We start from the raw sequence: 19856 nt of genomic DNA, 5'->3' as shown, positions 1-19856 counted from the left end.
CCGAACGGCGGGGCGCGGGGGCCGACGCCCGGACTCATTACCCTTACTTGCTCCTCCCGAGCACGGCCCGCCACCCGGCGGGCCTTTTTTTGTGCCGCCCCGCGCCTCAGTCCTCGGCGCGCGGCGGCGCGAGGTTCTCCACCCGGTCGGTGATGGTGCCGAAGCGCCTGGCATCGTAGTTCAGCCGGTAGCGCATGGCGTGCGCCTCCACCGGCTTGCGGCACTTGTCGCAGATCACCACGGCGGAGAAATCGTGGCCGCAGTCGAGATGGGTCAGGATCAGGGGCGGATCGCCGCCCGAGAGCCAGCGGTCGCCCCAGGCCTGCATGGCGATGAAGGCGCCGTAGATGTCCTTGCCCATCTCGGTCAGGCGGTATTCGAAGCGCTCGGGCAGGTCCTGATACTTGCGGCGCTCGAACATGCCGCGCGCCACCAGCCGGGCGAGGCGCTCGGTGAGGATGTTGGGGGCGATGCGCAATTCGCTCTGGAGCGCGTCGAACCTCCGCACCCCGAAGAACGCCTCGCGCAGGATCAGGAAGCTCCAGCGGTCGCCGACGATCTCCAGCGTGCGCGAGACCGAGCTCGGCCGCCCGCGCAGGAAGCTCGCCGATTCGGCGGTGCGGCGCGCGCGCTTCTCCGTCCCCAACGGCGTGCGCCCCGCGCCCGGCCCGTCGCGGTAGCGCACCCGCGCCGCGCTCACCTCCTGGAGGCAGTGGGAGCAGGCCACATAGGGCCGGCATTCCTGCCCGCACACCGAATGCACCAGCCGCAGCGGCTGGCCCTCCGCCGCCGAGAGCCAGCGGTCGCCGAAGCCGATCATGGCGGCAAAGCTCGGATAGAGGTCCATGCCGCAGCGGGTGAGGTGGTATTCCACCCGGCTCGACTTGGCCGAATAGTGCACCTGCCGGAAGATGCCGCGCAGCGTCAGCCGCTTGAGCCGCTCGGCAAGGGTGCCGCGCGGCAGACCGAGGGCGGTGCGGAACTCCTCGAATCGTCGTGCGCCGAAGAACGCCTCGCGGATGACGAGGAAGCTCCAGGCATCGGAGAGGATGGAGAGCGTGCGGCCCACCGAGCAGTTGCGCTCGAACGCCTGGAGGACGCCACGGCCCTTGGGATCGCGGCCCTTGGGATCGCGGCCCGTCTGACCGGTCTTGCGCGCCGCGCCGGTGACGGCGGCGGACTTCTTGGCCGGCGCGGCGGCGGCGCCGCGTGCGCGGTCCCCCTCATCCGGCGCGCCGGCTTCCGCCACGCCCGTCTTCGCCACGCTCCGTTTCGGCGCGGTCGACTTCAGCGCGCTCTTGGCGTCGCGAGGTGGGCTCGCGCGCTTCTGCGTGGACATTCGGCTCCGCCCCGCTGACCCATTCGTTCAATTATACAATGAACCCTCCGGCAGCGATGCTGTCGAGCGAAGATTGCCGCGGCGGCCGCGCGGCCGCCTCCGGCAAGCCGCTAGTCCTGCGCTGGGTGCTCCCCCGGCGCCTCTTGGGGCGCGGTCTCGCCGTTGCCGGCGGAGCGGGTCCGCAGCGCGATGCGCTCGACCGCCTCGGCGAGGCGCGGACGGGTGGTCGCCTTCAGCCGGTCGATGCCCAGAAGCCGCGCCAGCGCCAGCGCCGGGTCGGGATCCTCCAGGATGTTGCGGTTGCGATCGACCACAAAGGCGAGCTCGGCGAGCGGGATCTCCGCCACGCTGCGGCGCGAGGCCTCCCCCGAGGGCGCGCGATAGGCGATCAGCTCCCGTACCGAGCCGGCGCGCCACAGGAAATCGCCGCTGCCCTCGCTGGTGCGCTCCATCGCCGCGAAGCACTGCGCGATCCGCGCCTTGATCCGCGCCCCGGTGCGCAGCCAGCCATGGGCGCGGGCGATGCGCTGGGCGAGGATGTCCTCGCGCACCGGCGCCTCGCAGTCGAGCACGGTCTCGATCATGGCGGCGAGGGTCGGCACATAGGCCTCCTCGTAGAACTGGTCCGGGCGGGCGGTGAAGGCGGAGAGGTCGGCCATCAGATAGCGCGCGCCCGCGTCGGCCGCCCCGCCCCGGTCGGCGAACAGGGGGCCGGCGATCCGCACGGCGACATCGGGCGCCGGACGCGTCGGCAGGCCCTCGCCCACCCGCTCCTCGGGCTCGGCGGGCGCGGGCGCGGGCTCGGGCTCGGGCGGCGCGCCCTCGTCCGGCGACAGCGGCGGCGGCGCGGCGGGCGCATCCGCGCCGGCGGCGGGTTCGAGCGCGGCGCCGAGATCCCAGTGGGACGCGGCCTCCGGCGGCGGCGCCCCGGCGTCCTCGGCGAGGAGCGCATTGAGTGCCTCGTCCAGTGCCTTCGTGGCGCCTTCGGCGTCGCGCCACCAGTCGGTGGACCACGCGCGCAGGATCTTCCAGCCGAGGCCGCGCAGCACCTCCTCGCGCACCTTGTCGCGGTCGCGGGCGGTGGCGGAGCGGTGGTAGGTGGCGCCGTCGCACTCGATGCCGGCCAGATAGCGCCCCGGCTTATGGGGATGCGCGACGGCAAGGTCGATGCGGAAGGCGGAGACGCCGACCTGCGGCACCACGCTCCAGCCGCGCGCGGCGAGCGCGAGCGCCACCGCCGCCTCGAACGGAGATTCGCCATCGCCCACCGGTCCGCGGTCGGGCGCCGCGAGCGCCGCCGGCCCGCGCGCCGCATAATCGAGGAAGGCCTTGAGATGCCGCACGCCGACCGAGGCGGTGCGCGACAGGTCGAGATGCTCGGCCTCGGTGCCGGAGAAGACCAAAAGTTCCTGCCGCGCGCGGGTGATCGCCACGTTCAGGCGCCGCTCGCCGCCGTCGCGGTTGAGGGCGCCGAAATTCATCCGCCGCACCCCCACCGCATCCTTGGCGTAGGTGATGGAGAACAAGATCACGTCGCGCTCGTCACCCTGCACGTTCTCGAGATTCTTGACGACGGTGGGCTCGAAGCGCTCCTCGGCGAAGAACCATTCGATCGCCGGCTCGTCGCGCCGCGCCTTGTCGAGCAGGTCCTGGATCAGCGCCTGCTGCGGCAGGTTGAAGGTGATGATGCCGAGCGTCGGGCGCGCCTTCTCGGGCAAATCGAGCGCGGCGCGCATGCGCGCCACCGCCTCGGCGACCACGGCGCGCGCCTCCACCGGATTGGTGCGCGCGCCGGCCTTCCCGCCGTCATAGACGCCATCCGGCACCGGCACGAGCCGCACCGCCTGCCGGCCGGTCTCGGGCGAGGGGAAGGTGATCAGCCGGTTGCCGTAATAGGCGCCGTTGGAGAAGGCGATGAGGCTCTCGTCCCGGCTGCGGTAGTGCCAGGAGAGGTAGCGCACCGGCAGGCCGCTGGCGCGCGCCTCGTCGAGGATGCTCTCGAGGTCCTTCTCGTGCTCCTGGACGTCCTCGTCCTCCTCCTCGGTGCGGCCGAAGAAGTTGGTGGGCGGCAATTGCTTGGGATCGCCGACGATCACCGTCTGCCGCGCCCGCGCGATCGCGCCCACCGCGTCCCAGGTGGTGATCTGGGAGGCCTCGTCGAAGATCACCACGTCGAACAGCGGATGCGACGCGGGCAGATACTGGGCGATCGACAGAGGCGACATCAGCAAACACGGCGCGAGCTTGGGAAAGCTCTGCGGCATGGCGGCGATCAGCTCGCGGATGGACTTGCTCGGCCGCTTCAGCGTCATCTGCTGGTTCAGCAAACCGAGCTCGGAATTGCGCGGCACGCTCTGCGCCGGCGGCAGGCCGTGGGCGATGCGGTGGCGCACGCGGGCGCTCGCCTGGCCGCGCACGAAGTCGTCGAGGGCGCGGAACTCGCCGACGGCGTGCTCGTGCTTGAAGCGGCGGAAGTCGCGCAGCGCCGGGGTGGCATCGAGCACCAGCGGCGCCCACCAGCGGGCGTAAGCGAGGCGAAAGGCGGAGCCCATCCAGTCGGGCGAGAGGAGGCCCACCTCCAGCGCCTCCACCAGCGGGCCGAGACCCGCTTCGCGCGCCCGGTGGCGCACCGCGCACCAGGTGCTCCAGTCGGCGAGCGCGGCCTGGGCGGCGGCGACCTCGTCCATGGCGCCCGCGATCTCGCCGAGCGATCCCGCGCCCATGAGCGCGGCGGGATCGCATCCCGCCGCCGCGGTGAAGCCGCGCCCCGCCACCGCGAAGGCGTCCACGGCGGCGCGGAACGCGCGCCCCGCCGCGCGCACCCCGTAGCGGTCCTCGGCCGCCATGGCCAAAGGCGCAAAGGCGTCGATCGCCTCCTGCGCCTCCTCGTCGTCCAGCGGCAGCTCGGAGAAGGCGCGGCGCAGCTCGGCGCAGCGCTCCAGACGGGCCGTCATGGCGGCGATGTCGCTGTCCGCGCCGGCGAAGCCGATCTTCTTCTGCGCCAGCGGACTTGCGGCGATCTCGGCGAGGTGACCCTTCAGGCGGCGCAGCAGCGGCAGCACCTCCTGCGGATCGGGCTTGCCGGAGGTGGCGTAGGTGGCGAGCAGGTTGCGCACCTTGGCGAGCCGGGCGAGCCGCAGCGGCCAGGCGGAGACGGCGGCGGCGCGCCAGTCGCGCTCCATGTCGTCGAGCGGAATGCGGGCCATCTCCTCGCGGGCGAAGTGGCCGACGAGGCGCGCCTCCGCGCCCTTGGCGCCGGCCAGGCTCGTGCCGAGCGCCTGGAGCATCCCGGCCAATGCCTCGAAGTCGGGGTCGAAGACGATGGAGTGGTCGCCGTCGGCGCAGGCCTCCAGGGCCGCTGCGAAGCCGTCGAAGACCTCCACCTCGGGCAGGCCCGCCGCCGGGCGCGCGGGTAGGCCGAGCGCCTCCAGGAAGCCGTCGAAGGCGGCCGCGAGCCGCTCCGCCGCCGCGCGCAGGCCGGCCGCGGCGGAAAGCAAATCGCGCTGCCAGGTGCCGGACCACTGCTCGATGCTCACGAAGCGCAGCGCCGGCCGGGCGCCGACGGCGGCGAAGGTGCGCCCCGCTTCCTCGGCCAGTTCCTCCAGGGCCTGGCGCGCCTCGGCATCGTGCGCGTTGGCGTCGGGCCAAGCGAGGGCCGGCACGTCGCGCGCCGCGCCGCGCAGCACGATCCCCACCGCCTCGAAGGCGGACAGGCCGTTGCCGTGGCGCGCGTGCAGCGCCGCCACATAGGCATTGAGCTCGTCCCGGCGGCGCTGCAGGCGGCCGTTGCCGACGATCCAGTCGCGGTCGTCCGCCGCGCCGCCGTCCTCCCACGCCGCCCGCAGCTGGGCGAGGAGGTGGCGCCGGTCGGTCTTGCTCGAGTGCAGCTCCAGGCAGTGCGGGCCGAGGCCGTGCTCCCTGAGGCGGCGGTGCACCACGTTGAGCGCCGCCGCCTTCTCGGCCACGAACAGCACGGTCTTCCCCACCGCCAGGCAGTGGGCGATCATGTTGGCGATGGTCTGGCTCTTGCCGGTGCCGGGCGGGCCGACGATCACCATGTCGTGGCCGGCGGCGGCCATCACGCTCGCCACGGTCTGGGAGGAATCGGCCGGCAGCAGGCACACCACCTCGCGCGCGGCATAGGCGGTGTCGAGGTCGGCCGGCGCCGGCGCGGGCACGTCGGCGCCGGGAAAGGCCGCGTCGGGCGTGTCGATCAGGTGGCGCACCAGGCGGTTCTCGCGCAGCTGCCCGGCGCGCTCGTCGAGGTCCTTCCACATGAGATACTTGGCGAAGGAGAAGGTGGAGAGCGCGGTGTCGCCCACCACCTCCATGCCCGGGACGTCGCGTATCGCGGCGCGCACCGTGGCGAGCAGGCGCGCGACGTCGACCCCGGTGCCGTCCTCGGGCAAAGGCGCCTCGAGCTGCTGCAGCGCGAGGGAGAATTCGCTTTCGAGGAACCTCAGCAGCGTCGCGTTGAAGCGCGGCTCGTCCTCGTGGAAGCGCAGATTGAAGCGCGCCGAGGCGGCGAGGCGCTCGAGCTTCACCGGCACCAGCAGAAGCGGGGCGCGATAGTCCTTGCCGCCGCGCCGCCAGCGCAGGAACCCCACCGCCAGAAACAGCGTGTTGGTGCCGCCCTCGGCGAGGTCGTTGCGCGCCGCGCGGTGGAGCTCGACCAGGCGCGCCTCGAGCTGGGCCGGCGCCAGCGGCGCGGGCAGCTCGTCGCGCGCCAGCGCGTCGGCGGCAAATCCCAGATGGATGTCGTGCCCGCGCATGTCGCGGAACACGCCGGGATCGCGCTCGCCCAGCGGATTTTGCTCCGGCAGGGAGATGATGCGGATCGCGGCGCCGGCGGCGAGGCGGTTCTCCAAATGCGCCGCGTCGGTGCACAAGAACGGCACGGTGCGGCGCGTGTCCTTGAAATTGAGCAGGCGGTTGGAGAGCGTGAGGTCGAGCAGCTTCTTCTGCCAGCGGGCGATGCGGCCCTCGGGGGTGGTCGGCTTCTCCTCCGGCGCAGGCGCCACGGCGGGGGCCGGCTCCGGCCCCGGCGGCGGCAGGATGATCAGCGGCTCGGCCTTGACCTCCGCCTCCGGCGCCGGCGGACGCTCCTCGTGGCTCGGCAGCGGCGTGATCCCGCCCTCGCGCAGCCGCTTCACGTCGATGGCGGCGCGGAACTCCCCTTCGCGCGCCTCGGCGAGGCGCGCCGCCGCCGCCTCCTGCGCCCGGTCGATGGCGAGCACCGGCCGGCGCGTGACGCCGGTGGTCTCGAACACCATCATCTCGCCGGCGGCGATCGCCTTGCGCACCTCCATGGGGTCAGCGGTGACGGCGAGCGGCAGCGTGCGCGCCGACAGCCAGACCCCCACCGCGGCATGGCCCTCGAACAGCAGCACCACCGGGTTCAGCCCCGCCGCCTCGAACGCCGCCGCGAACAAGAGCGTGCTGTCGAGGCAGGTGGCAAGTCCTGAGCCGCGGATCGCGGAGGGCCGGCGGATCTTCTGGCCGCGCGCCTCGAAGCTCGCCGGCGGCTCGGCGTAATGCAGGCTCAGGGACGCGGTGGCGGCATAGATGGCGGCGGCCAGGATGCGCGCGCGCCGCGGGTCTCCGCTCTGGTAGCCATCCATCCCCGAGGGGATGCGGTTCCTGACGAGCGCCTCGGAGGCGGTGCGCAGCAGCGCCTCCACCGCCGGGTCGTTGGGCATGACGAAGGCGGCGAGCAGCTGCGCCATGTCGGCGACGCCGCCCCATTCGTCGCGCGCCAGCAGGCGCACCGGCAGGCGCGCCTGCGCCAGCACCTCCTCGCCCTTGGCGAGCACGAAGGCGACCTCGCCCCGCTCGGCCTCGTCGAGGCTTCTGAGAAAATCGAGATCGAAATGCACCAGGCGGTCGAACACGGTCTGCCGGTCGCCGGGGGCGAGGCGGTCGATGGTCCAGCTCTTCGGCCGCAGGAAAGGCGGCGTCGCCGTGAGCTCCAGCCGGCATCCGGCATGGACCGCGCCGCTGGCATTGACGAGCGCCAGCGCGCGCAGCACCGGGACGGCGTTCTGATAGGAAGCGTAAGTGAAGGAGGGGGCGACCTCGGCGAGGATCGTCACGGCCCCGTCCGCCAGGTCCTGCGCCGTCCCGTCGATTGCCTGCCGCTCCACGGGCGCCCCTCCAGAGTCGTAACCATACGATAGACCGGCGAAATTCCGCCCCGCAACCCGGGGCGGCCGGGCTCCTCGGTGCGCGCGTCAGGCGAACGGCGGCGTGCCGGTCCCGGCGGGGGCAAAAAAGAACGAAAGAAGGGAGGAGGATAAGGCGAGCATCATCTCCCTCCCACGGGCGTGATAATCTACCCTGATACCGGACACGACGGTACGGCCCAGGGTTTTTCTTCCCCTTCATCGCATGAACCGCGGGGATGCGGTCGGAAAATCATGGCCGGGAGGCGGCAGGCCTGGGCTCAGCGGCCGGCGCCGAAACCGAACGCCGCGCGCAGCACCGCCGCCACGCGGGCGGGGAGCGGCATTGTCCCGGCGACGTCCTGTTCGAAGGCGGCGAAGGCGGCGTCGAGCCGCTCCCGTTCGCGCGCCTTGTCGGCCTCGGGAAGGAAAGCGTGGGCGATGGCGGCGTGGGCGAAGGCCTTCAGCCGGGCATAGTCGACGCCCTGCTCGAGGGCGGCGCGGACGAACTCGTTGGTGAGGTCGATGCGCGACACGCCCGCATCGTCGGTGGCGAGCACCACGGGGACCCCGGCGGCGAGGTAGGTTAGGATCGGATGGGCGTGACCGCGTACGCCGAGGATCACGTGGCTCGAGGTGAGGGCGATCTCGACCGCGACGCCGCGCCGGCTCATCTCGGCCAAAAGGCCATCCATGTCGCGCTCGAAGGCGATGGCGGTGCCGTGGCCGATGCGCCGCGCGCCGGCCATCTCCACCGCGGCACGGATGTGGAAATCGAGGTCGTCGGGCGGCACGAGGCCGAGCCACAATTCGCCCGCATGGAGCGCCACCGGCACGTCCGTGCCGGCGAGGAAGCCGACCCAGCCCATATGGGTGCGGTAGTCGCGCCGGGCGACCTGGAAGTCCTCCGGCCCCACATAATTGATGCCGGCAACGATCGCCGACGCCGCGCGCACCAGCGCCGCCGAAAGCGCGGTCTGGGCGAACACCTCCGCCGGCGCGCCGTTGCGGTTGATCTGGGCGATGTAGCGGAAGGCGACGCCGCAGCCCGGCTTGGTCCGCCCACCGTCGCAGGCGCGGAGCGCGTCGATGCGGGCGATGAGGGCGGTGAGCTGGCGCGCGCGCCCGGCGACGAGGTCGTCGAGCCCGTTCGCCTTCAGCGCCGCCAGCAGGACGGCGGGGTCGACCTCGATGACGGGCCGGTCGCCGGCGGCGGCGCTCACCACCTGCGCCATCCGGCGGCGGTCCTCGCCCTCGAACAGGGTGGCCATCAGCTCGGCATACTGGACCTTCTCGGCGTCGTACTGGCGCAGCTGGTCCACGGTCATGTCGGCGAGGCGGGCGAGGGTGAGCTCGAAGTCGGCGCCGCCGGTGGCGGCGTTGAAGCGCGAGAAGGTGCTGAAGAACTGGTCGTGCCCGGACGGCACCGCCCCGCTCGGCACGAACCAGCGCATGGAAAAGGCATTGACCATCCGGTCGTAGATGCCCTGCCCGCGCCAGCCGGCGATCGCCTCGGCCACGGGAACGAGCCCGCCATCCGGCCCGCACGCGGCGCCGGGCGCCGCCCCCGGCGGCGGCGGAACCAGGGTCATGTCCGCGGTGCGCAGGCACAGGCCGTCGGCCGCGGCAAAGCCGATGAGCCGCTCCGCATAGACCGCGCCGGACAAATGGGTGTGCAGGTCCGCGCCCTTGGGCATGGGCGCCAGGAAGGCGCGCAGGCGCGGCGGGTCGGCCCGGAGCGTCTCGAGACGGGCCGCGGTGGCGACGCCCGGAAAGTCCTGCGCGACGACGATGAGGCGGACCAGCACGGCGGCGGCCACCAAGAGGAGGGCGGCAATCCAGATGCGGCGGCGCAAACTCGGGCTCCAGCGTTGAATCGACGCGGAGCCTAGCCCAGCGCGCTTCGGCGGAGAATGACCCTGTCGTCCGCGCCGCGCCAGAGGAGGCCGCGGCCCGTGGCGCGATGCCCTTGGGCATCCGACCCTTTTGCCCATCGCCGGCGGACCCGCCAGTCTTGCGCGGGGCGCAGCGTCTTCGTTCGGCCCGCCCTGCAAAGAGGCGGCAATGCATGACTGCCATGCACGCGGTCCATTCCACCGTTGCGGGACGTCAATGCCTCCATGCGGGACCGGCTTGAACGTGACCATCGTGCCAGCAGCAGAGCCAGCAGGAGATCGCGCGATGGATGACGGCCTTTCGGTGAAACGCAGATCCCGGTGGCAAACCCTTGGCGCGCTCGTGGCCAGCCTCGCCGTTGTGGGCGCGGGTGTGTTCTGGTGGGTGGTCACGCCGCCGCCCATCGGGACCAGCGGGCGCGTCCTGCCCGAGGTGGCCGACCCGGCATTGATCGCGCGCGGCAAGTATGTGGCCGAGCTCGGCGACTGCGTCGCCTGCCACACCCAGCACGGCGGCACCCCGATGGCCGGCGGGCGGCCGCTGGAGACCCCCTTCGGCGTCCTCTATTCCACCAACATCACGCCCGACCGGCAGACCGGCATCGGCGGCTACAGCTTCGGCGCCTTCGACCGCGCCATGCGCCAGGGCGTGACCGCGGACGGCACCCACATGTACCCGGCCATGCCGTACCCCTCTTATGCCAAGCTGACGCCGGACGACATGTTCGCGCTCTACGTCTACCTGATGAAGGCAGTCGAGCCGGTGGCGGCGCCCAACCAGCCCTCCGAGATCGCCTTCCCGTTCAACCTGCGCTGGTCGCTCGCCTTCTGGAACACGGTGTTCCTCGATGACCGGCCCTTCGTCGCCGACGCTTCGAAGGACGAGGTGTGGAACCGCGGCGCCTATCTGGTGCAGGGCCTCGGCCATTGCGGCGCCTGCCACACGCCGCGCGGCCTCGGCTTCCAGGAAGTGGCCATGTCGGAGAAGGGGCCAAACGGCGGCCAGTTCGTCGCCGGCGCCAAGGTGGAGGAGTGGAACGCCATCAACCTGCGCGGCCTATGGACCGTGGATGACACGGTGGAGCTGCTGAAGACCGGGCAGAACCGCTTCGCCACCGTGTCCGGCTCCATGACCGAGGTGATCCACAACTCGACCCAGAACTTCACCGACACGGACCTCCGCGCCATCGCCACCTACCTGAAGTCGCTGCCCTCCGACCATCCGTTCGAGGGGCTGCCGCCAAAGGCGGACCAAAGCGTGCCGCAGGCCATGTTCTCAACCCGCGGCGGGCTCGCTTATGCGCAGTTCTGCGCCGACTGCCACCGCCTCGACGGCGCCGGCGTCGCCCAGGTGTTCCCCCCGCTCGCGGCCAATCCCACGGTCGCCGCGAAGGATGCCTCGACCCTGGTCCACATCACCCTCACCGGCTGGAAGACGGCGCGGACCGAGGCCCATCCCCGGGTCTACACCATGCCCGGCTTCGCAAGGCTGGCGGACGACGAGATCGCCGAGATCCTCACCTTCGTGCGGGCCAGCTGGGGCGCCGGCGCCGGCGCGGTGAGTCCGGCCGAGGTGAAGAAGGCGCGCGCCGCCCTCGACCCGAAGGCGGACACCTCCACGTTCGTGACCCCGCGCATCGCCGACATCCTGAAGGAGACCAACGCCGACCAGCTGATCCGCGGCATGCGGCTCAACACCGAGACCCATACGCTGCTGCCGGGCAATGTGGGCAACGTGCTCAACTGCACCAGCTGCCATCTGAACGGCGGCACGGTGGCGGACGGCTCGCCTTATGTGGGCGTCTCGGCCTTCTTCCCGAGCTACGGCGCGCGCGCCGGCCGGGTCATCACGCTGGAGGAGCGCATCAACGGCTGCTTCCAGCGCTCCATGAACGGCAAGCCGCTCGCCAAGGACGGCGACGACATGAAGGCCATGGTCGCCTATTTCGACTGGATGAAGCGCGAGACCAAGCCGGAGGACAAGGTCGAGGGCCGCGGCATCGGCAAGATCGACCGCAACATCAAGCCGGACCCCGAGAACGGCAAGCAGATCTACGCCGCCCAGTGCGCGGTCTGCCACGGGGCGAACGGCGAGGGTCTGACGGACGCGACCGGAAAGTACGTCTATCCGCCGCTGTGGGGCGACAGGTCGTTCAACATCGGCGCCGGCATGGCGCGCACCTACACCGCGGCGGCGTTCGCGAAGCGCAACATGCCCATCGGCTTCCACGAGAAGTTCCCGCTCGGCCAGGGCGGTCTCTCGGACCAGGAGGCGGTGGACGTGGCGGAATATTTCAGCCACATGCCGCGCCCCGACTTCGCCCCCAAGGTGAAGGACTGGCCGAAGGGCGACAAGCCCGCCGACGCGCGCTACTGACCGCGCGGCCCCTCGGCGGGCCGCGCGGCGGGCGATGACCGACACCCGGGCGCCGCGACCCGGGCGTTGGCGCCGCCCGGCGGCGGCGGCTGGCGGCAGGCCGGAAATTCTGGCACCACGGCTGGGACGAGACGTTCCATCCCGAGGGCCGCGCTCCATGGCCATGAAGATCGACCTCAACGCCATGCTGCTGTTCTACGAGGTCGCCAACAGCGGCAGCCTCACCAAGGCGGCGCAGAAGCTCGATCTGCCGAAGTCGACATTGAGCCGGAAGATCGCCCATCTGGAGGACCAGATGGGGGTGCACCTGCTCAAGCGCGGCAACCGCAAGATCACCGTCACCGATGCCGGGCGCGCCCTCGCCCACCATTGCGAGCGCATCTCCTCGGAGATCGAGGACGCCGGCCTCTACGCCCACAGCCTGCAGACCGAGCTGCGCGGCAAGCTGCACGTCTCCATGCCCATCGATTTCGGCATCTCCTGGCTCAGCCGCGCCATCGGCGAGTTCGCCATGAAGTATCCCGACATCCACCTCGACATCGAGGTGAGCGGGCGCTGGGTGGACGTGAACGAGGACCGCTGCGACGTCGCCATCCATCTCGGCCGGATCAAGAACTCGCAGGTGCCGGTGCGCCGGCTGGCGCGCGTCACGCGCGGCGTCTATGCGAGCCCCGATTATGTGCGCCGGCGCGGCGAGCCGGCCACCATCGAGGAGTTCGCGAGCCACAATTGCATCGTCACCGACCACCAGCGCAGCGAGGGGGTGTGGACGTTCCAGAGCCGCAACGGTGACCGCGCCGTGGCGGTGGAGGGACACGTGACGGTGAACAATATCGGCGTCGCCCGCGAGCTCATCATCAAGGGCGTGGGCATCGGCATCCTGCCCAACATCATGTGCCGCAACGACGTGAAGGCCGGGCGCCTGGTGCCGCTGCTGGCAGACTGGGAGAGCCCGGCGCTGGAGGTCTCGGCCACCTTCCTCGGCCGGCGCCGGACGCCGCGCATGGTGCGCGTGTTCCTGGACTTCATCGCCGAGAGCCTCGGCGAGGAGGCCTGAGGCGCCGCCGCCCGCCGGCGCCGATCGTTCCATTATTGGAACGATGCCGGCGCGCATATGCGCTGGATCGGTCCCCGCCCTCCCCCTAGCATCCTCAAGCGAGAAGACCGGCGGCAAGCCCGGTCGCTCGACGGGAAACGCACAATGAGCGCGCCGGCACCACGCGAGATCGTGGGGTCATGGACGCGCCACGCCTGGGAGGGCAACGTGGTCGATCATCTCACACGCCGCACGTTCCTTGGAGCATCCTTCGGCGCCTCGCTCGCGGGCGGCGCCATCGGCGTTGCCGGCCGCGCCGCGCCGGCCTTCGCGCAGGCCGCGGCCCCGGTGCGCTGGGCTTCGCTGGCGCCCGGCTTCACCATCCTGGTGGTGCAGTACATCCTCGCCCAGAAGCTGGCCGAGAAGCACGGCGTGCCGCTCGCCGCGCCGACCCAGTACACCGCGGTCTCCACCTATTACAACGACTTCGCCGCCGGCAATTACGATGTCTGCATCGGCAGCTGGGACACCTTCGCCGCGCGCCAGCAGGCCGGGGTGCCGATCGAGATGCTGTGCTCCATCACCACGGCGGACATGATCTACATCGTCACCGGCGACCCTGCGGTGACCGACGTGGCGAGCCTCAAGGGCAAGACGCTGGCCGCCGCCCAGTCCACCGGCACGTTCCGCATGGTGGCAGCCCTCATCAAGGAGCTGAACGGCATCGAGCTGGGCAAGGACGTGACCATCCAGGGCGTCGACAACCCGGCCGCCGCCATGACGCTGGTGATGGCCAACCGCGCCGAGGCGGGCCTGTCCTGGGAGCCCAACGTCACCGCCGCCTTGATGCGCGACGCCAAGCTGAGGCCGCTGTTCAACGCCGGCGAGAGCTACCGCAAGGCGACCGGCCTCGAGCTGCCCTATTTCGGCGTCGCCGTGCGCCGGGAGCTGGCCGAGAAGAACCCGGACCTGGCGCGGCGCGTGCGCGCCATGTTCGAGGACTGCCTCGCGCGCATCAACGCCGACCCCAAGCAGGCGGTGGCCGTCGCCGGCCAGAATTCCGGCTTCCCGCAGGAGGTGCTCGCCGAGGCCATCACCTCGCGGCGGCTGCGCTTCCAGTTCGGCTCCATGGCGAGCGCGGAGGGCCGCGCCACGGTGACCAAGGCGAGCGCCTTCCTCGCCCGCAACGGCCTGCTGCAGAAGCCCGTGGACGACGGCTTCTTCTTCAAGGGCTGACATCGCGGAGCAAGCACCGGCCGGGGGTCGCCCCGCCCGTTCGATCCGCCCGCCTCCGGGCCCTGTGCCCGGAGGCCCTCGGACCAACCAGATGCGAGGACGCGCCTTGACCTCCACCCATCCGAGCATGCCCCGGGCCATCGCGCCGCCGCGGGCCCCCATGACGGAACGGCGCCGCGAGACCATCGCCACAGTCGCCGTGGTCACCACCCTGCTGGTCCTCATGGAGATCCTGAGCCGGTTCGTGCCGGACTACGTGATGCCCTCGCCCGGCGCCGTGCTCAAGGCGGGCAAGGAGATCTTCTTCTCCGACACGAGCCACGTCTTCATCACGCTCGCCCGGCTCACCGCGGCGGTGGCCGCCTCCATGCTGCTGGGGCTGATCCTCGGCCTGGTGATGGGGATGAAGCCCAAGGTGCGGCCCTATCTGCGCTCGCTGGTGGTGATCGACACCGGCATCCCGGCGCTGTCCTGGATGCTGATCGCGGTGTTCTGGTTCCGGGATCCGGAGGTGCGCATCTTCTTCATCCTGTGCGTCATCATCATCCCGTTCTACGCGCTGAACATCTATGACGGCATCCGCGCCATGCCCAAGGAGCTCGTCGACATGATCGAGAGCTTCCGCCCCTCGCGCTGGCACGTGATGCGCTACCTCATCATCCCGCACATCGTCCCTTACGTGTTCCTCACCACCAAGTCGGTCATCGGCTACGCCATCCGCATGGTGGTGTTCGCCGAGCTGGTGGCCTCCGCCGCCGGCATCGGCTCGCGCATGAACCTCGCCCAGTCGACCTTCCGCATCGACCAGGTGTTCGCCTGGACCTTCTTCCTGGTGGTGCTGAACATCGTCCTGCAGGTGGCCATCTCGGCGATCGAGAAGGTGGCGCTCAAGTGGCGCCCGGAAGTGAGCGTGCGATGATCCAGGACATCTCCATGATCAAGAGCGCAGCCACCGCCGCTCTGCCGCCCACGGTGCGGCTCCACAAGGTCAACAAGGCGTTCGCCGGCAAGCCGGTGGTGGACGACCTCTCGATCGACGTCGCCCACGGTGAGATCGTCGCTCTGCTCGGGCGTACCGGCGCCGGCAAGAGCACCGTGCTCAACCTCGTGCTCGGCACGCTGACGCCGGACAGCGGCACGGTGCGGGTGGCGGGGCTCGACCCCAACGCCAACTTCCTCGGCCTTAGGGGCAAGCTCGCCGTGAGCTTCCAGACCGACCGGCTGCTGCCCTGGCGCACGGCGGTGGAGAATGTGGAGCTCGGCCTGCTCATTCTCGGCCGCTCCAAGCAGGAGGCGCGCGCCGCCGCCTTGTCCTGGCTCGAGCGGGTGAAGCTCGCCGACGCCGCCGACAAATACGCCCACGAGCTTTCGGGCGGCATGCGCCAGCGCGTCTCGCTCGCCCGCGCGCTCGCGGTCGACCCGGAGATCGTGCTGCTGGACGAGAGCTTCAGCCAGCTCGACCACGTGACCTCGCGCGCGCTGCGCGCCGATTTCCACCGCATCGCGCGGGAATTCTCCAAGACCTGCCTGCTGGTGACGCACCGCATCGAGGACGCGCTCGACATGGCGGACCGGGTGCTGGTGCTCGGCGCCCCCGCGCGCATCCAGCTGGAGCTGGCGCTCACCGAGCGCGACCGCCTCGACGCGCAGCTGCGCGGCCGGCTGCGCGACGAGATCGCCGCCGCGCTCGGCGAGGAGGAGAGCCCGCCCGCGCCCAGCTGACCCCGCGCCAGAGCCTTCATTTCCCGCGCGGCCGGCCGGCGCGCGCCCGCACAGCCTTGTCCATCCGGAGTATGTCCATGTCCCACGAAGATATCCTGGTCGCCCGCCGGGACGCGACCGTCGAGATCACCATCAACCGGCCGGAGAAGCTGAACTCCCTGCGCGAGCAGACGGCGGCGGAGATCCTCGAGGTGCTGGCCGAGGCCGAGTTCGACCGAAAGGTGCGCGCCGTGGTGCTCGCCGGCAGCGAGAAGGCGTTCTGCACCGGCATCGACACCAGCGAGTTCCAGATCAAGGAAAACGAGTATTTCGAGTTCTACCGCTTCCGCAAGCGGGCGCGGAAGGTGAACCGCCTGTTCCAGGAGGTTGCCGCCTTCACCAAGCCGGTGATCGTCGCGGTGGAGGGCTTTGCGCTCGGCGGCGGTCTCGAGCTGGCGCTCACCGCCGACATCGTGGTGGCCGGCGGCAAGGCGAAGTTCGGCCTGCCCGAATGCAAGCTCGGCCTGATGCCCGGCGGCGGCGGCACCCAGACGCTGCCGCGCCTCATCGGCCCGCAGCTCGCCAAGGACCTGATCTGGACCGGCCGGCGCATCGACGCCGCCGAGGCCGAGCGCCTGCGGCTCGTCACCTACGTCACCGAGGCGGGCGCGGCGCTCGCGAAGGCGCACGAGGTGGCGGCAGCCGTCGCCGCCAACGCGCCGCTCTCGGTGATGTTCTCCAAGGCCGCCATCGACCGCGGCGCCGACATGCCGCTCGCCGAGGGCTTCGCCACCGAGGCCGACCTCTCCTTCTACCTCTACTTCTCGCGGGACCGGAACGAGGGGCTTGCCGCCTTCCGCGAGAAGCGCGCCCCCAACTTCCAAGGCGAATGAGACCGACCATGAGCAAGCGCGACATCGTCATCGCGGGCTATTCAGAGACCCGCATCGACTTCAAGACCGGCCGCAGCGCCTACGACCTCGCGGGTGAGGCACTCTCCGACCTCCTCACGGCCACCGGCGTCGACAAGGACCGCATCGACGGCCTGTCGGTCACCGCGCCTTTGAGCGAGGCGCCGAACCCGTTCTACGCGGTCTACATGACCGAGGCGCTCGGCCTCACGCCCACTTGGCTGAACTTCGGCGCCATCGGCGGCTGCTCGGCCACGGGCGGGGTGGCGCGCGCCGCCGCCGCCATCCGCGACGGCGCCTGCGAGGTGGCGGTGGTGCTGTCCTCGGATGCGCCCTCGACCTCCTGGCGCGCCAATTACGGCGCCTACCGCAGCGAGTTCCAGGACCCGCCCGGCGTGCAGGGTCCGCCCGCCTCCTTCGGCCTGCTGATCTCGCGCTACATCCACCAGTACGGGCTGAAGGACGAAGCGCTGGGCAAGATCGCCGTCACCCAGCGCGCCCAGGCGCTGATGAACGACAACGCCTATTCCAAGTTCAAGAAGCCGCTGACCATGGAGGATTACTATGCCTCCCGCGTGGTCAGCGACCCGCTACGGCTGCTCGACTGCGTGATGTTCTGCGACGGCGCCAACGCCTTCCTCGTCACCTCCGAGAAGACCGCGCGCGAGATGGACATCGAGAAGATGGTCTACCCCACCGCCTTCGCCGAGGTGACCAACTTCAACGGCACCGACATGCTCGCCGACGTCACCGAGAGCGGCTTTTCGAAGATTTCCGGCACCGTGTTCGGCAAGACCGGGCTCAAGCCGAAGGACATCCGCATGTTCCAGCCCTACGACGACTTCACCATCGCCGTGCTGATGCAATTGGAGCAGTTCGGCTTCTGCAAGCGCGGCGCGGGCTCCGACTTCATCCTCGACACCGACCTCTCCCACACCGGCGGCCTGCCCACCAACACCGGCGGCGGGCAGATCTCCGCCGGCCAGCCGGGGCTCGCCTCGGGCGGGCTCAACCTCGCGGAAGCCGTGCGGCAGATGTTCGGCGAAGGCGGCGCGCGCCAGGTGCGCGATCCCAAGAACGCGCTGGTCACCGGCATCGGCGTCATTCCCTACGCGCGGAACTGGGGCACCAGCGCCGCCATGATCCTGGAGGCCTGACCATGAGCGAGGCGAAGACTGCAAGCGCCGCAAAGCCCGAGAGCGCGGCCAAGGCGGAGAGCCCGAAGCCGGCGCGGCCCGCCCCCAAGCCCAACGTCTATGTGGACACCCAGCCGTTCTGGGACGGGGCCCGGCAGGGCAAGCTGATGATGCAGTATTGCACCGAGACCGGCCGGTTCCAGCACTATCCCCGCCCGGTCAGCGTGTTCACCGGCAGGCGCACGCTGGAATGGCGCGAGGTGTCCGGCAACGGCGCCATCTATGCCTGCACCACGGTGCGCATCCCGGGTCCCGGCGTCGAGGGGCGCCTGCCGCTGCCGGTCGCCACCGTGGAGCTGGACGAAGGCGTGCGCCTGATCGCCAACATTCTCGGCTGCGCGCCGGAGGAGATGGCGATCGGCAAAAGGGTGACGCTGGCCTTCGACCATTTCGACGACGGCACCCCCTACCCGGCATTCCGGCTGGCCGACAACGCGAGGTGATGCCATGCGGCTCGAGGTCTTCGTGGAGGCCCACGCCCTCAGGCGGCCGGATCATCCGGCCGTGGTCTGCGGCGGCGAGCGGCTGACCTACCGCCAGCTCCAGGCGCGCATCGCCGCGCTGGCGGGCGCCATGAGCGCCCGCGGGGTGCGGCCCGGAGACCGCGTGCTGCTCTGTTTGTCCAGCGGCTTCGCCTTCGTGGAGCTGACCTTCGCCGCAATGTCGCTCGGCGCCGTGGTGGTGCCGGCGACCACCCGCCTCACCGACCACGAGCTCGCTTATATCGCCACCGACGCCGAGCCGCGCCTGGTGGCGCACGACGGCGCCGGCGCGCCGCTCGACCGCGTGCGCGCGGCCGCCGCGGGTGCGATCTTTTTGTCCGCCGGCGCCCCCCCCGGCAGCGACGAGGCGCTCGCGGACTGGCGCGCCGAGCCGGTCATGCTGCGCCCGGCGGTGCCGGTCGAGTGGCAGGACGCCATGATCATGTACACCTCGGGCACCACCGGCCGGCCCAAGGGGGCGCTGCTGACCCACGCCAACATCATCACCAACCATCACTTCGTGAACGGGCTCGAATGGGGGCTCACGGCGGACGACGTGTTCCTGGTCTCGACCCCGCTCGCCCACCGCACCGGCTTCGCCCGGCTCGCCAACGCGCTCACGGTGGGCGGCACGCTGGTGGTGATGGAGAAGTTCGACCCGGCGACCACCCTCGACACCATCGCCCGCGAGAAGGTGAGCATCGCCGGCATGGTGCCCACCATCTGCCGCATGATGCTGCCCGCCATCGCCGCCGCGCCGCAGAAATGCGCGAGCCTCAGGCGCATCGTCGTCACCGGCGAGGCGTTCCCGGTGGAACTGAAGCAGCAGCTCATCGCGCTTCTGCCGCACGTGCGGCTGTTCTCCTTCTTCGCCATGACCGAGGCGGGCGCCATCACCGGGCTCGACCACGAAGAGCAGTTCACCCACCCCGCCTCGGTGGGCCGGCCGACGCCGGGCATCGAGCTGAAGCTGGTGGACGCAGACGGCGCCCATGTGGCCGACGGCGAGGTGGGCGAGATCGCCGTGCGCACCGGCGCGCCGGGCCAGTTCCTCACCTTGCGCGGCTATTTCCGCCGCCCCAAGGAGACCGCCGAGACCATCCGCGACGGCTGGGTCCACACCGGCGACATGGCGCGGCGCGACAAGGACGGCTTCCTCTACATCGTCGACCGCAAGAAGGACATGGTGCTGTCCGGCGGCTTCAACATCTACACCAAGGAGGTGGAGCAGACGCTGATCGCCCACCCCGCGGTCGCTGACGCGGCGGTGGTCGGCATCCCGGACGCGCTCTATGGCGAGGCGGTGGTCGCCTTCGTCGAGGCCCATCCGGGCGCGGAGGCGAGCGAGGAGGCGCTCATCGCCCACTGCCGCACGCTCATCGCCGGCTACAAGAAGCCGAAGCGCGTGCTGTTCGTGGACCAGCTGCCGCGCAACGCCCTCGGCAAGGTGCTGAAGACCGAGCTGCGTCGGCAGGCGGTGGAACGCTGCGGCGCCCCTGCCGCCAAGGCCGCGTCCTGAGGC

At 71.0% G+C, this 19856-nt stretch carries 12 protein-coding genes; 9 read left to right on the top strand and 3 right to left on the bottom strand.

Going from position 1 to position 19856, the window contains the following annotated elements; all coding sequences use genetic code 11:
* Window positions 1-106: 106 nt before the first annotated feature.
* The 3 genes from ABLE88_RS09400 to ABLE88_RS09390 form a co-directional block, all read right to left on the bottom strand.
* Window positions 107-1339, bottom strand: a complete 1233-nt coding sequence (locus ABLE88_RS09400; protein ID WP_348831271.1) for a winged helix-turn-helix transcriptional regulator — start codon at window positions 1337-1339, stop codon at window positions 107-109.
* 110 nt (window positions 1340-1449) lie between these two features.
* Window positions 1450-7482 (bottom strand): anti-phage protein ProA, encoded by a 6033-nt coding sequence (gene proA / locus ABLE88_RS09395; protein WP_348831270.1) that lies wholly within the window; start codon window positions 7480-7482, stop codon window positions 1450-1452.
* Between the two features lie 299 nt (window positions 7483-7781).
* Window positions 7782-9356, bottom strand: coding sequence for an adenosine deaminase (locus ABLE88_RS09390; RefSeq protein ID WP_348831268.1), 1575 nt, complete (start codon window positions 9354-9356; stop codon window positions 7782-7784).
* 382 nt (window positions 9357-9738) lie between these two features.
* On the opposite strand from ABLE88_RS09390, the gene ABLE88_RS09385 reads away from it, so the two are divergent.
* The 9 genes from ABLE88_RS09385 to ABLE88_RS09345 all read left to right on the top strand — a co-directional run bounded on the left by ABLE88_RS09385 (window position 9739) and on the right by ABLE88_RS09345 (window position 19853).
* On the top strand, window positions 9739-11772 hold the full coding sequence (locus ABLE88_RS09385; RefSeq protein ID WP_510182876.1) for a c-type cytochrome: 2034 nt from the start codon (window positions 9739-9741) through the stop codon (window positions 11770-11772).
* 157 nt (window positions 11773-11929) lie between these two features.
* Complete coding sequence (locus ABLE88_RS09380; protein ID WP_348831266.1) at window positions 11930-12829, top strand: LysR family transcriptional regulator; 900 nt, start codon at window positions 11930-11932, stop codon at window positions 12827-12829.
* Window positions 12830-12973: 144 nt separating this feature from the next.
* Window positions 12974-14044: an ABC transporter substrate-binding protein gene (locus ABLE88_RS09375; protein WP_348831265.1), complete on the top strand. Its 1071-nt coding sequence runs from the start codon at window positions 12974-12976 to the stop codon at window positions 14042-14044.
* Between the two features lie 160 nt (window positions 14045-14204).
* Entirely contained in the window at window positions 14205-14963 is a 759-nt protein-coding gene (locus ABLE88_RS09370) for an ABC transporter permease (RefSeq protein ID WP_348831264.1), read from the top strand.
* The gene (locus ABLE88_RS09365) at window positions 14960-15766 is read left to right on the top strand and encodes an ABC transporter ATP-binding protein (protein ID WP_348831263.1); all 807 of its coding nucleotides are present in this window, start codon (window positions 14960-14962) and stop codon (window positions 15764-15766) included. The genes ABLE88_RS09370 and ABLE88_RS09365 overlap by 4 nt, the downstream gene beginning before the upstream one ends.
* Before the next feature lie 77 nt (window positions 15767-15843).
* Window positions 15844-16638, top strand: a complete 795-nt coding sequence (locus ABLE88_RS09360) for an enoyl-CoA hydratase/isomerase family protein (RefSeq protein WP_348831262.1) — start codon at window positions 15844-15846, stop codon at window positions 16636-16638.
* Between the two features lie 8 nt (window positions 16639-16646).
* Window positions 16647-17813 (top strand): thiolase family protein, encoded by a 1167-nt coding sequence (locus ABLE88_RS09355; protein WP_348831261.1) that lies wholly within the window; start codon window positions 16647-16649, stop codon window positions 17811-17813.
* A gap of 2 nt (window positions 17814-17815) precedes the next feature.
* Window positions 17816-18295: a Zn-ribbon domain-containing OB-fold protein gene (locus tag ABLE88_RS09350; protein WP_348831260.1), complete on the top strand. Its 480-nt coding sequence runs from the start codon at window positions 17816-17818 to the stop codon at window positions 18293-18295.
* A 4-nt stretch (window positions 18296-18299) separates the two neighbouring features.
* Complete coding sequence (locus ABLE88_RS09345; protein ID WP_348831259.1) at window positions 18300-19853, top strand: class I adenylate-forming enzyme family protein; 1554 nt, start codon at window positions 18300-18302, stop codon at window positions 19851-19853.
* Window positions 19854-19856: the final 3 nt, after the last annotated feature.

The sequence above is a fragment of the Xanthobacter luteus genome (assembly GCF_040049235.1).
Lineage (GTDB): Bacteria > Pseudomonadota > Alphaproteobacteria > Rhizobiales > Xanthobacteraceae > Xanthobacter.
This window is presented reverse-complemented; position numbering and strand designations above follow the sequence as displayed.